Consider the following 13,685-nt stretch of genomic DNA (forward strand, 5'->3'; position numbering starts at 1 on the left):
CTTACAACGTAATCGCTTCAATTAAACCTTGCTCTTGGAGTTGGCCTTGCATTGACAGTGCCAACACAGCCATACGAACGGCAATACCGTTGGTTACTTGTTTCAAAATAACCGACTGATCTCCATCTGCAACACTTGAGTCAATTTCTACGCCACGATTCATTGGTCCCGGATGCATCACGATACAGTCTGGTTTAGCTAAACCAAGACGCTCTTTGTTTAAGCCATACATTCGGTAAAATTCAGACTGTGAAGATAATGCTGGAGAGTCAATCCGCTCATTTTGAATACGCAGAGCAATAATTACATCACAATCTGTCACGCCTTCGTCCATATTATTGAACAAGCGAACATGCTCGCCATATTCTGAAAAGCCCACTGGCAATAACGTATTCGGTGCAATCACGCGAATATCTTTACATCTGAGTGTTTGTAATGCAGCTACATCCGAACGTGCTACGCGAGAGTGTTTGATGTCTCCAATAATGGCAACGCTCAACTCTTCAAACGGTTTCTTTGTTTCACGGCGAATGGTAAGCATATCAAGCATCGCTTGCGTTGGATGAGCATGACGTCCATCACCAGCATTAATAATCGCGACCTTTGGACATACATCTTTAGCAATGAAATGTGCAGCACCTGAAGATGAATGGCGAACAACAAAAATATCAGCAGCCATTGCCTCAAGGTTCCAGAGCGTATCTCGCAGCGTTTCACCTTTTGATGTACTTGAACGTGCAATATCAATATTCAATACATTGGCAGACAAGCGTTTTGCTGCTGCTTCAAAAGTAGTACGGGTACGGGTGGAGTTTTCAAAGAAAAGATTCATAACCGTCAATCCCTCTAAGAGCGGACGGTTAATTAAATTATTATTATCATCTAAAAAGCTTTGTGCGGTATCTAAAATCTTCGTGAGGTTTTCTTTTGAAAGTCCCTCAATCGTTAAAAAATGTTTTAAATTTCCGTCTTGATTGAGCTGAACCTGGCTCGGCTGATGCAACGCTGCAATATGCATAATGGATTCCTATGGGTCGAATCGCGAAAACGTGCATAGTGTAGCTGAATTCCGCTCTTTTCGCAGAAGAACTTTACAGAATAAGACCCTAAATTGACCAAAAATTTAGGGTCTTATTCGAGATTACCTTAATGCACCAATATAATGGTGTGGAACTTGTGCCCGATAAATGTCTTCGGCTGTTATTTCTGGCTCTTCATCGACCTTCACAACAGCAAGCGTTTCTTTTTGAGAAGGCTCTGGCAGAGTGTCAACTAACGATCTTAATCTCTCAACACATCGCTTTAATTCGTCATCGTCTGTTTCTAACGCCACCGTAATTACATATTTGGCATAATCTTTATTTTGAATAACGTACATTGCATCTATTACCCGCCCTGTCACCCTACGCATACGCACATATATTTGTGTGGCCACTGAGAAAGCATCTGCATTAGCAATAAAACCATTCCCCAACATGTCTTTCATTTATAGCATCCCCATCCATTAAAATTATAAAAATGGTTAAAAACTGACTTTGTCTATTAAATAAATAACCATCAATAATCCTGATCTAGCAAAATACATACCAATTTCAAGGTATTACTCTTTAAAAATCAGTTTTTTGGTTGCTAAATGATAGGTTGCAATAATTTAAAAACCTTTAGACATCAAAATACGTTAAACTTTGCATCGTTAATATTTATATGTTTTGGTCAATCGAGTTTATGAATACCTCTTTACGTTTAAACCACTATTGGATTACTTGTGCTGATGGTTTAGAACCCCTCTTACAAGAAGAAATAGAACAACTTGGCACCAAAGTGACAGAACGTAAAGCAGGACGTTTAATCATTGAAGGGACGCTTGAAGAAGCTTACCGCATTTGTATGTGGTCGCGTCTCGCTTCTCGTGTTTTACTTCCTATTCATACTTATGAACTTGATTTTACGCATGATGCACGTGATGTCGCAGAAGAACTCTACGAAGGTGCAATGAGCTTTGACTGGTCACTTGTTTTTGCACCACAAAGTACTTTCGCAATCCGCTTACATGCTGAACGTGAAATCATGGTCAATTCGCAATTTGCTACACTGCGCGTAAAAGATGGCGTTGTTGATTCCTTTATGGAAGCTGTAGGCCGCCGTCCAAGCATTGACACCAAACAACCAGAAATTACGATCTATGCTTTGGCAGGTAAAACTGAACATACTTATTGTCTAGATTTATCAGGTGATTCGCTCCATAAACGTGGTTACCGCCGTTACATGACGGATGCACCAATTAAAGAAAACCTTGCTGCGGCAATTTTACAAAAAGCTCAGCTCAAACAGCGTAATCCAGAGATTGTGCTTGACCCAATGTGCGGTTCAGGCACATTTATCATTGAAGCATTAATGATTTTAACTGACCGCGCACCAGGACTTGTTCGCCGTTTTGGATTTAATGGCTGGCATGGTCATGACCGCGACCTTTGGCTTTCACTTAAAGCAGAAGCAGCAGAACGTCACGAAAAAGCGCTTGAATTACCTCTACCTAAATTTTATGCCTACGATGCAGACTGGGAAGCGATTAAAGCAACCCGTGAAAATATTATTGCGGCAGGCTTTGAAAATGTATTAGGTCAGATTCAAATCGAAGAGCGTACTTTAGCTGACTGGCCAGATTTTGCTGCTGAAGGCAAAACTGCATTTATTGTCACTAACCCACCTTATGGTGAACGTTTAGGTGAAAAAGCTTCAAACCGTTCTCTATACCTAGGTTTATCAGCGCTTTTACAAAAACATTTCCCAAATCAATATGCAGCAATTATTGCAGCTCAAATTGAACAATCTGATGTTTTAGCATTTGAAGCACCTGAAACTTTACGTTTAATGAATGGTAAATTACCAATTTATATTCGTTTCGGTGTAATCAAACCTGAAAAAGTGAATCAACCATTTTTAGTAAATTGGCAAGCTCAACCTATTGAAATGGAAGAAGCAAAAGACTTCGCTAATCGTTTGCAAAAAAATATGATTGCCTTGAAAAAATGGGCAACTAAAGAAAATGTTTATTGCTTACGCTTGTATGATGCAGACTTACCTGACTTTAATGTCGCTGTTGACTTATATGGTGACCGTTTACACGTTCAGGAATATGCACCACCAAAAACAATCGATCCAGAAAAAGCTAAAAAACGTTTTAATTTAGCGCTTGCTGCGATTCGTGCTGTTACTGGTTTAAACCGTGATGCTATCTTTATTAAGACACGTGCACGCCAAACTGGTACAACTCAATATACGAAACAAAGTACAGCTTCAAAACGTTTTATCGTTCAAGAAGGTAAAGCTAAAATTTTAGTTAACCTGACTGATTACCTAGACACAGGTTTATTCCTTGACCACCGTCAAATGCGTTTACGTATTGCTCAAGAAGCACGTGGTAAACACTTCTTGAACTTATATAGTTACACGTCTACTGCAAGCTTACATGCTGCGCTGGGCGGTGCTGCTAGTACAACAAGTGTGGATTTATCTAACACTTACTTAAACTGGTCAAAAGAAAACTTTGTTCTAAATGGTTTAACTGTAGATCATCCAGATGAACAACACATGTTCTTTGCCAGCGACTGTTTTGAGTGGTTAAAAGAAGGTCATGAACAATACGACCTTATTTTTATTGACCCACCGACATTCTCAAACTCTAAAAAGTTCTATGGTACATTCGATGTACAACGTGACCATGTTTCACTTATTAAACGCGCAATGAACCGTTTGCACAGTGAAGGTACACTTTACTTTTCGAATAACTATCGCGGTTTTGAAATGGACGAAGAAATTGAAGCTATTTTTCAGATTGAAGAAATCACTTCTGAAACAATTGGCCTTGATTTTAAACGTAATCAAAAAATCCACCGTGCGTGGAAAATTCAGCACCCTGCTCTAGATCAGTATTAATAATACTAGAGGTTATTATTACCGTGAAGTAATAATACTAGAGGTTATTATTACTTCACGGTAATAATAACCTCGCCATGAACATTTTTTGATTCAAAATCATAACGCGTAAATCGATCTGCTCTTTCTGGCAAAGCAATCATTTCTAGCTTCTTCTTTTCTTTACTATCAATAACATGATTTTGTTTTTGTTCTTGATAAGGAGAAAGCACACCAGTTCTAAGTGCATCCCACCGAACTTGCTGTAAATAGTTATCTCCTAACACCTGACGCACTTGTTGTTGTTCTATCGCAGGCTTTTTGGCATCGTCCTGAGCTTTCGCAATAATGACGGGTAAAGACGCAGTTATCGCTCCTGTTTGAGTTGCAAGCGCACTTTCCGACATTGGTTGTGCTGCCCATGTGTTTGATAATAATACAGATACACCGCTCAAAATTCCCAGCATATATCCTTGTTTATTGTTCATTTCCATCATCCTAAAATTGTTATTGTTTGTTATATCGAACAAAACTAACAACTTTTTAAGCATGTCGCAATGTTATAAACAAACTTCCCGACAATTAACATTGATCATTTTAAAACCTGAATTTTTTCACAGGCATTTTGTGAATATTCAACTAGTTTTATAGATTTTTATCTCAGACTTGAACGGCCCCCTTAAATCACTTACTGTAATTTTATAATTTATCTGTAAATTGATTTTATTTATAAATAAACGCCATTCGAGGTAAAATAATGCTTCAGCACTGCTGCCAACTATTAGAAAATCTTCAACTCAAAATTGCCTTTATTGAAAGTGCGAGTTCCGGTTATTTAACCAGTCAATTTTCCATTCATAAAAATAGTGGTGCAGACATTCTACTCGGTGGTTTAGTGAGTTATGACCCCAGCATTAAAGTTAGTATTTTAAAAGTTGACTCAAAGTTAATAGAGACTTACACGGCAGAGTCACCACAAGTCACAGAGGAAATGTGCAAGCTTGGACAAACTTTATTTCAAGAAGCCGATATTATTGTAAGTTGTACTGGGCTATTAAAATCTGGAGGAAGTGAAACCTCAGAAAAACCTGTAGGTACCTTTTTTATCTGCATTTCTTATCAAGAACGTATTTATCATTACCATTATTTTTTATCTGGTCATCCCGAACAAAAATTAAAAACATTAACTCAGAAAGTTTCAGACATCTTAATTGCTTTACTCACATCAAAAACACAAATAGCCTCACCATAAAAAAAAGAGAATATGTTTCCATATTCTCTTTTCGGTTTTAGCAGAAAAACTTAGCTGAGTTTCATTTTATCGAAGACTAAGTGACCATTTTCGCCTTTAACTAAAATGGTATCACCTGCGACAAAATCACCCGACAAGATTTTTTGAGCTAATGTGTTTTCAATCTGTTGTTGAATCGCACGTTTTAATGGACGCGCGCCATAAACAGGGTCGAAACCAGCATCAATCAATAAATCAAAAGCAGTGTCATCTACAGTTAAACTCATATCACGATCAACAAGACGCGAACGTAAGCGATCCAACTGAATATCGGCAATGCCTCGAATCTGTGCTTTTTTGAGCGAATGGAAAATCACAAGCTCATCAATCCGGTTAATAAATTCCGGACGGAAATGCTGACTTACTGCATTCATTACAATGGTACGCACTTCATCGTCTGTTGCACCCTCACCTAGCTCACGTACATCTTGTGAACCTAAGTTCGAGGTCATCACAATCACAGTGTTTTTAAAGTCCACTACTCGACCTTGTGAGTCGGTTAAGCGACCGTCATCCAACACTTGTAGCAAGATATTGAATACATCTGGATGCGCTTTTTCAACCTCATCAAACAACACCACACTATATGGTTTACGGCGAACAGCTTCGGTTAAAACACCGCCTTCTTCATAACCCACATATCCTGGAGGAGCACCAACCAAACGGCTAACCGAATGTTTCTCCATGAATTCACTCATATCGATACGAATCATGGCATCATCACTGTCAAACAAGAAGTTAGCCAGCGCTTTGGTCAACTCAGTTTTACCAACACCTGTTGGCCCTAAGAACAAGAATGAACCACTTGGACGATTCGGATCAGACAAGCCCGCACGCGAACGACGAACAGCATTGGAAACAGCAACAACAGCTTCATCCTGCCCTACAACGCGGTCATGTAAAAAACCTTCCATATTGAGTAGTTTTTCACGCTCGCCTTGCAGCATCTTAGTGACCGGAATTCCTGTTGCAGCACTAACGACCTCAGCAATTTCATTTTCAGTCACTTTAGTACGAATAAGTTTTGGCTCTTCGTTCTCTTCTGCAACTTCATCTTGCTCAAGTTGTTTTTGTAGCTCTGGAATTACACCGTACTGTAAGCGTGCTGCCTCAGCTAAATCACCCTCACGCTGAGCTTTCTCAAAAGCAATACGTGCTTTATCAAGTTCAACTTGAGCTTGTTTAGTGCCTTCTACAAGAGTCTTCTCAGATTTCCAAATCTCTTCCAGATCGTTGTATTCTTTCTGAACTTCAGCAATCTGTTTTTCAAGATGAGTGACTTCGGCTTTACTACCGACATCTTCATCTTTTTTCACAGCTTCCAATTGCATTTTCAACTGGATTAAACGGCGATCAAGCTTATCAAGTACTTCGGGTTTAGAGTCAATCTCCATTTTGATACGAGAAGCTGCTTCATCAATCAAGTCAATTGCCTTGTCTGGTAATTGACGGTCTGTAATATAACGATGAGACATTTTCGCCGCAGCAATAATCGCTGAGTCTAAAATTTGTACACCATGATGAGTAGCATATTTCTCTTTTAAACCACGTAAAATCGCAATGGTATCTTCTACACTTGGTTCATCAACCAGTACTTTTTGGAAACGACGCTCTAAAGCTGCATCTTTTTCAATGTATTGACGGTATTCGTCTAAAGTAGTCGCACCCACACAGCGTAATTCACCACGAGCCAATGCAGGTTTCAACATATTACCTGCATCCATTGCGCCGTCGCCTTTACCAGCGCCTACAAGCGTATGCAGCTCATCAATAAACAGGATGATTTCGCCTTCGTGTTTTGCCACATCTTTTAAAACTGCTTTTAAGCGTTCTTCAAACTCACCACGATACTTAGCACCAGCAAGTAATGAACCTAAGTCGAGGGATAAAACACGTTTATTTTTTAAGCCCTCAGGTACTTCACCCTTCACAATACGCTGTGCTAAACCTTCAACAATAGCAGTTTTACCCACACCCGGCTCACCGATGAGTACAGGGTTGTTTTTTGTACGACGTGATAAGACTTGAATGGTACGGCGGATTTCGTCATCACGTCCAATTACAGGATCAAGTTTCCCTGCTAAAGCACGCTCATTTAAATCAATCGTATATTTATTAAGTGAGTCACGTTGATCTTCGTGATTATTACTCATGACTTTGTCACTACCTCGAATATGTTCAATTACTTTGCGTAGGCTGTCGGGAGTTACACCTACAGCACTTAAAATATTTTTAGTTTCGCCTGTTTCTGCTAAGCCTAATAGCACCCAGTCAGTTGACAAAAATTCATCACCCGCTTTTTGCGCATATCGATCTGCCAGATTAAGCGCTTTAACGGCTTCAGGGTTTAAATTGACATCCCCAGTCGGATTCGCAATGGTCGGAGCATCTTTTACAGCTTGCTCAAGCTTTTGTTTAAGTTCAGGTAACCGTGCACCCGCTTGTTGCAACAAACTAATATTTGATGGCTCTTCTAATAGAGTAGACAAAATATGAATACCCGCGATCGCGGTATGGTCCTTACCCATCGCTAAAGATTGAGCATCTGAAAGAGCTTGCTGCAAGCGGTTTGTAAATTTTTCAAAACGCATTCTTGTTATTCCTCACAACAAATTTGTACTTGTCTAATAGATGGGAACTTTTTCTCGGATTTCAAATAAAATTTTATATATTTTTCATAATGTTATTAAAATAACAATGAGTAAAACTCCATTATAATATGGGTTTATGAATGATCTATTTCAAGTATATTTTGTATAATTTTTAAGAGAAAACAAAAAGGCCAAGTTTTTATCTGAATTTTGGCAACAAATGGCAATTTTAAAGCTGTGAAATTTTGAATAGTTATAACTGTTAAATTTAAAAATAATTGAAGACAGCCCTTCACTTGAAAGACTGCCTTATAAAACAACTAATCAACTATGCCATTGGTGGAACGGGCATTTAGCTTGCTCTGTTTTTTCTACTGGAAGATCTGGCGTAGAGATTGGACGACGCTGATGTTGATCCTGAATGATAGGGAATACAGATGTAAAGAAGTTTGACCAACCGCCAGTACGTACTCGCAACAGATTATATTGCTCAGGTGATGTTACAGCTTGAGCAAATGTTTCTGGGTCAGCGACCGTTATTGTTAAAATATTGGATGATCCGCCTTGGCTAAATTGCTTTAAAATAGCTACAAGTTCTTTAACACCAAAGTCTTCACCAATATTAAAATCTGTAGGTGCGCCATCAGCCATTAAATCTGTTCCGACACCAGAAAAACCTTGTAAAGCACGGCTGAATTCAACTGTTTGATGATCAATTGCTAAATCTGCTGGACTTGGTGATGGACTTAAATCAGATGCGACAGTTGTACCAAGACGGCGACCATCAGCACTTGCACCATTCCACGCCCCCATCTCTACATGATTTTCAAAAGTTCCTACGCCAGGTTGAATTTGAATACCAAAAGGATGCTCCTCTGAACCATAACGCTCAGCCAAACTTTTAAGGCTTTGTGCAAATTGGGGCCATGGATTGGTAAATGTTTTAACGGATATTTCAGCAATCATTTGAACAATTTGATCGCCTAGTTTATCTACTTCAGAATTCCCTCGCCCATAACGTGGTTGTGCCAAAGCAATCTCACGTAAGCGCTTATAACGATCAGCTTGTGCAGCAATACGAGCGTGACCAGCTAAATTACTAATAAATGGCTCGGTCATTTTATATCCCCAGTCACAACACAAGCATTCTAACAACTCAGGCAATGTAGTAACTGCGGTTAATGGATCAAATACCATTGCCTTAATAGCATAAAGTGAATTGATGGTATTACTCAGCGAGATATAGCACGGTCCATAAATATTATATTTAGCCCCACCACTATAAAAATCCTGTCCTTTAGCCAAACAGTCATCCATCAATACATTTAAAATTGGAGATGGGCAAATATCTGTATTGGCGCCATAACCTAGAATTTGACCATTGAAAGCTTTGCGATTGAGTAATTCAAAATGTTGCTCATAGAGCTCTAACAGTTCTTCAAAACTATCAATCTGATCGGCAGGTCTGCTATTTAATGAAACAGTTTGTCCAAACAGATAGCTTTGCCCAGCACTTGAAATTGTTCTACCTTGATTTAATGCACATTCCAACGGCTGTAATGTCGAGAACCCACCTAAAGAAAACCAGTTTTCACCTGGAAATTGTGGTTCATAACAACCATCACAAGCGTAATTTTGTGCTGAACGAATATCGACTTTAGAGTTCCAAGTTGGCAAATTAGTGAGTGTATCTCCCCCTACACCATTTCCACTCTGATGAAGACTAGGAATAAGCTTTTCATCATTTAATAAAATCGGGTGAGCGCCACCAGATAAAATCGCATGTGCAGCTTCTTCTAAAATCTCTTCAGGAATATCTTTGCGAGTGCGTAGAGACAAACACGGTGCATTTAACGGTAAACGGCCTGATGCACGAATGAATAATCGTGTGACATCATTGTAGGCAGGTTTGGTTTTAGAAAAGTCTTCTTCACCATCCGCGACTGTACCACCAACTGTAATCTGTTGAATCCATTGTCCTAAAGATGCACCTTGAGGATAAGGGCCTGAACTGCCACCCATCGCAAGATTACCAAAAGGCTGATGGTCTTCCATAAACATACGGTTTTGTTGTACTTTTTCGTCTAGCTTAATATAGAAGGCATCGATAATTTCTTGGGCTTCTTCAGGCGGAATCGCATCTTTTTCAAGGAAAGGTTGCAACAGCTGATCCATACGTCCAAATGCTGTTGGCTCACCATTTAAATGCAAACAACTATGCAGTGTGAAAATAAATTGAACTGCTTCAATAAATGTGTCCGGTTTATCTTTCGACAACTTTTCCATTCGTCGACCAATAGCAGTTAAGTTCTCTTTTTCGAATTGCTGCTCTTCTTGCATCTGGGCTGCAATTTTAAATGCAAGTTTTGAGTAGTTTAAGAAATATTCAGAAATACCAATCAATGCCAATACAGAGGCTTCATAGAAATCTTTCTTTTCTTGAGTCTGTGCATTATTTGCATGTTTAGCAATTTCTTGTTGTAGACCAGCCAAACCTAAATCTAATGCTTTTTTATAATTCGGAATAACATGCCCCACACCCGATGCTTCACTTAAGTTACGCAGGAAACCTTGAAGGCGCTCTTCTTCAGATAAATATTTCATGACATAGCGACCTTCACCCAAGGTCAAGTTTGGCATGGCTCCTACAATAATTTCATCAGGCATGATGCGATAAGTGTCCGATCCATAAATGACCTTACCTTGACATTCAAGTCTGCTCGAATATGGAACCATTTCACCCGTTTCTTTTAATAATATTTTCCGTCCACGGAAACCATAATTTTCTGATGAGAATAATTGTAGACTTAATCGAATAGCCCAACCTTTACGTAACATAATTGATAAACCCATAATATTTTCAGGCTTATCATGGATATCGAACTGGTTGATGTAATAATCTATCCCGTTCTCAATCTCTTCTTGTTTACGGTTGAAGTACCAGTTGTCTTGCCATAAAGAAAATGTATTCTCAAGTAGACTTAAAATACGGTTTGATGGTGGTTTAAAAAATTCACTATGAGGATTTAGACCTGTCGCCATATTAAAAAGATAATTACTGTGGTTGTAATACATCAAACCATTATCAGAACTGTTCGTATAATGGCGATCAAATCGAGTCCAATCCATCCCTGGGAAAAAATTCCAGTTATCGTTATCTAGTCGACTAAAATCATTTAAATATTCTGGAGCATCATCTAATTCTAAATCTTTTAAACTCGGAACATAGAATATACCGCCTAAGTCTGAGTGAAGATTATTGAATAGACGATCATTCATGAAACCTTCTATTGCTCCAATCTGACTTGCCATCACTTCTTCTAAAATGGCAGCAGTTTTTGCAAAACCAGCAAAATAAATCCCTGCTTCATCTGCTTTAGTCACCGATTTTGGCACTCTAAAACTTGAGTTTGATTCAGCACGGCCGAACGGTAAGCCCAGACGCAGAACAGGTGTAGTATTTCCATTTTCATCTTGCACACGAGAAGCTTTAATATGTGAACGGCTATCACGGTCTGGAATAATCGTGTCGTCAGTTTTACGTCCAATCAAATCTTCAATCTGATCTTCTGACATCATATTTATCTGGTCCCAGTTAATCAGAAACCGTTGGGATAAAACATATGATCCACCAAAGTGCTCAATATCTTCTGCACCAATCAAAGTATGTTTTGCCAGTGAAATAGGATCAGATGGGTTATTTAAATTTTCAGAAAAACGACACCCTAAAACCTTACCATTACGACCAGTTTTAGATTGTGAAGCAGTAACTTGACTAAATATTTCCTTGATATCTGAAACTAAAAAATCCTCAATATATTTCTGTAATACTGTACAAGCATCAGCATCATCACTTTTCACATGCAACCAAATGTCACCATCTGAGTTTTTAAAACTCCCATTAGACTCAGAGAAAACTTCTGAGACATTTGGATTTTTTTCTTCTGGATAATGTAATTGCATTCCTTTTGGTCGTGATAAACCATCTTTTTTACAAATCAGATCCCAATTATCAAAAGATACACCGATAGCCAACGTCGTATTTTTACTAGAAAGTGCAGGATTTTTATTAATCTCTTGACGCACAGCGATCATTAATTGACGAATTTTTTCACGTGTAATTTCTGTATTAAGCCAAACCGTACTAAAAATTGCATGGGGGGCTGGATAAACCACCCCTCGTTGCATGTATTTCCATATTTCAGTAAAACGATTTTCATAAGATATATTTAACATTATATTAAGTCCTTTAAAATTTTTATATAATAATTAAAGTTATGATTATAAATTTAATTATAAAATCATTATTCATAATAAAATTAAAATAACAATAGATTTTAAATCCAAACAAAATAGTAGGAATTAACACCTAAAATAAATCTCAAATAAAATTTAGAAAAATTAAAACAAGAAATAATCAAACCCAATAAAATAAAGAGAAATATATGATTACAACAATCAACTATTAAAATAAAATAACAAATAAAACTATTTCATTAAAAAATTAAAATAACTTTTAATTAAAACTTATTGATATAATCTTCATTATTCTTTGAATAAAAATTAAGGTTGCCATGTTTATAAAAAAGCTCATCTCCACTTTACTTTTTACATCCATACCTTTTTATTGCTTTGCCGAGCTTCCACAAGACTCCAGAAGAGCTGGTGGGATTGCAGTTATTCCCTTAACGAGTGATATTACTCAGGTCACCTTCCAGCAAAAGCCAGTTTTAATTAGTCAGGAAGGTCAGCAGCGTTATGCTGTTGTGGGTATTCCCTTATCTACCCCACTTGGCAATGTACAACTCGACACGAATAAAACCCCTATTCAAATAGAAGTTAAGTCCTATCCCTATGCGGAACAACGGATTAAAGTCACTAACCAAGATTATGTGAACCCTAACCAAAGCCAGTTAGACCGATACGCTCAAGAAGCTAAAGAACAAAATGATGTGTATAGCTCATTTACAAAGAGTTCATGGCAAACCCTACCAGCATTTATACGTCCAACTTCAGGGAAATTTACAAACTCTTTTGGGAGAAAACGTTTCTTCAACGGTGAAGAACGCGCGCCCCACTCAGGTTTAGATATTCCTGCACCAGTAGGACAAAAGGTAGTTGCACCCGCAGATGGTGTCGTTATCCAAACAGGATCTTATTTTTTTAATGGTCAAACTGTATTGATTGATCATGGGCAAGGCTTAATCAGCATGTTCTGCCATTTAAGCGCAATTAAAGTAGAGAAAGGCCAACATATCCGCCAAGGAGAAATACTAGGTTTAGTGGGCAAAACTGGACGTGTGACAGGCCCTCACCTGCATTGGGGCATGAGCCTTAATAATGCTCGGGTAGATCCGCAGCTTTTTCTAAATACAGCTCGTTAATTTAAAGCTTTACGAAAATACTTTGGTGCTTCGATATAGCCTTCTCTTAGGTAAAATTGATGTGCCAAAGGTCTTTGCACTCCAGAATGAAGTTCCATTCGATCACACCCACGGCGCTTGGCTTGTTGCTCAGCTTCTTGTACAAGTAAGTGCCCTACACCTTTGCTACGCATATTCTCATCAACACATAGATAGCATATTTTGGCAAAGTCACCTTGTAAGGCAATTTGCGGAATAAAATAAAGAGATAAAAAGCCACAAATCTTGCCCTTCTCTTCAGCAACCAAAATTTGTGAGTTAGGGTCATTATTTAGTATTTCAAATTTTTCTTGGATAAGAGTGAGTGGCTGGGGATAGCCCATCTGTTTAAGTAAATCGCATATGGCCTGACTATCTTCCAATTTAGCAGCACGAATATTCACTTTCATTCCCTCTCTTATTTTTTAGTTATTTTTGACAATAAAAAAGCCAACTCTAATGTCAGCTTCTTCTTTCTATCTAACA

The 13,685-nt window shown here is 38.3% G+C and carries 9 protein-coding genes; 3 read left to right on the top strand and 6 right to left on the bottom strand.

The window, feature by feature from the left end:
- Position 1 precedes the first annotated feature (1 nt).
- Both F935_RS09755 and F935_RS09760 read right to left on the bottom strand, forming a co-directional pair.
- Positions 2–1,018, bottom strand: a complete 1,017-nt coding sequence (locus tag F935_RS09755) for an aspartate carbamoyltransferase catalytic subunit (RefSeq protein WP_016138775.1) — start codon at positions 1,016–1,018, stop codon at positions 2–4.
- 123 nt (positions 1,019–1,141) lie between these two features.
- Positions 1,142–1,486 carry a hypothetical protein gene (locus tag F935_RS09760; RefSeq protein WP_016138776.1) on the bottom strand — a complete coding sequence of 115 codons (345 nt, stop codon included), beginning with the start codon at positions 1,484–1,486 and terminating at the stop codon, positions 1,142–1,144.
- A gap of 239 nt (positions 1,487–1,725) precedes the next feature.
- Between F935_RS09760 and rlmKL the strand changes: the two genes are divergently transcribed.
- Positions 1,726–3,936, top strand: coding sequence for a bifunctional 23S rRNA (guanine(2069)-N(7))-methyltransferase RlmK/23S rRNA (guanine(2445)-N(2))-methyltransferase RlmL (gene rlmKL, locus F935_RS09765; RefSeq protein ID WP_016138777.1), 2,211 nt, complete (start codon positions 1,726–1,728; stop codon positions 3,934–3,936).
- Between the two features lie 50 nt (positions 3,937–3,986).
- On the opposite strand, the gene F935_RS09770 is transcribed toward rlmKL, so the two are convergent.
- Positions 3,987–4,403: a hypothetical protein gene (locus tag F935_RS09770; protein ID WP_016138778.1), complete on the bottom strand. Its 417-nt coding sequence runs from the start codon at positions 4,401–4,403 to the stop codon at positions 3,987–3,989.
- Between the two features lie 269 nt (positions 4,404–4,672).
- Between F935_RS09770 and F935_RS09775 the strand changes: the two genes are divergently transcribed.
- Complete coding sequence (locus F935_RS09775) at positions 4,673–5,167, top strand: CinA family protein (RefSeq protein WP_016138779.1); 495 nt, start codon at positions 4,673–4,675, stop codon at positions 5,165–5,167.
- Positions 5,168–5,217: 50 nt separating this feature from the next.
- Here F935_RS09775 and clpB read toward each other — a convergent pair whose 3' ends face one another.
- Together clpB and F935_RS09785 are read right to left on the bottom strand one after the other, a co-directional pair.
- Entirely contained in the window at positions 5,218–7,797 is a 2,580-nt protein-coding gene (gene clpB, locus F935_RS09780) for an ATP-dependent chaperone ClpB (protein WP_016138780.1), read from the bottom strand.
- A gap of 324 nt (positions 7,798–8,121) precedes the next feature.
- A complete protein-coding gene (locus F935_RS09785) occupies positions 8,122–12,033 on the bottom strand; it encodes a Dyp-type peroxidase (protein WP_016138781.1) in 3,912 nt (1,303 codons plus the stop codon).
- Positions 12,034–12,371: 338 nt separating this feature from the next.
- Between F935_RS09785 and F935_RS09790 the strand changes: the two genes are divergently transcribed.
- On the top strand, positions 12,372–13,181 hold the full coding sequence (locus F935_RS09790; RefSeq protein ID WP_016138782.1) for a M23 family metallopeptidase: 810 nt from the start codon (positions 12,372–12,374) through the stop codon (positions 13,179–13,181).
- On the opposite strand, the gene F935_RS09795 is transcribed toward F935_RS09790, so the two are convergent.
- The gene (locus F935_RS09795) at positions 13,178–13,603 is read right to left on the bottom strand and encodes a GNAT family N-acetyltransferase (RefSeq protein WP_080645733.1); all 426 of its coding nucleotides are present in this window, start codon (positions 13,601–13,603) and stop codon (positions 13,178–13,180) included. The two genes, F935_RS09790 and F935_RS09795, sit on opposite strands and share 4 nt — an antisense overlap.
- Positions 13,604–13,685 lie beyond the last annotated feature (82 nt).

It is taken from the genome of Acinetobacter calcoaceticus ANC 3811, from assembly GCF_000399665.1.
GTDB lineage: Bacteria > Pseudomonadota > Gammaproteobacteria > Pseudomonadales > Moraxellaceae > Acinetobacter > Acinetobacter calcoaceticus_B.

Coding starts and splice junctions, on each gene's coding strand:
- F935_RS09755 (WP_016138775.1), bottom strand. CDS start 1,018: ATGCATATTGCAGCGTTGCATCAGCCGAGCCAGGTTCAGCTCAATCAA.
- F935_RS09760 (WP_016138776.1), bottom strand. CDS start 1,486: ATGAAAGACATGTTGGGGAATGGTTTTATTGCTAATGCAGATGCTTTC.
- rlmKL (WP_016138777.1), top strand. CDS start 1,726: ATGAATACCTCTTTACGTTTAAACCACTATTGGATTACTTGTGCTGAT.
- F935_RS09770 (WP_016138778.1), bottom strand. CDS start 4,403: ATGAACAATAAACAAGGATATATGCTGGGAATTTTGAGCGGTGTATCT.
- F935_RS09775 (WP_016138779.1), top strand. CDS start 4,673: ATGCTTCAGCACTGCTGCCAACTATTAGAAAATCTTCAACTCAAAATT.
- clpB (WP_016138780.1), bottom strand. CDS start 7,797: ATGCGTTTTGAAAAATTTACAAACCGCTTGCAGCAAGCTCTTTCAGAT.
- F935_RS09785 (WP_016138781.1), bottom strand. CDS start 12,033: ATGTTAAATATATCTTATGAAAATCGTTTTACTGAAATATGGAAATAC.
- F935_RS09790 (WP_016138782.1), top strand. CDS start 12,372: ATGTTTATAAAAAAGCTCATCTCCACTTTACTTTTTACATCCATACCT.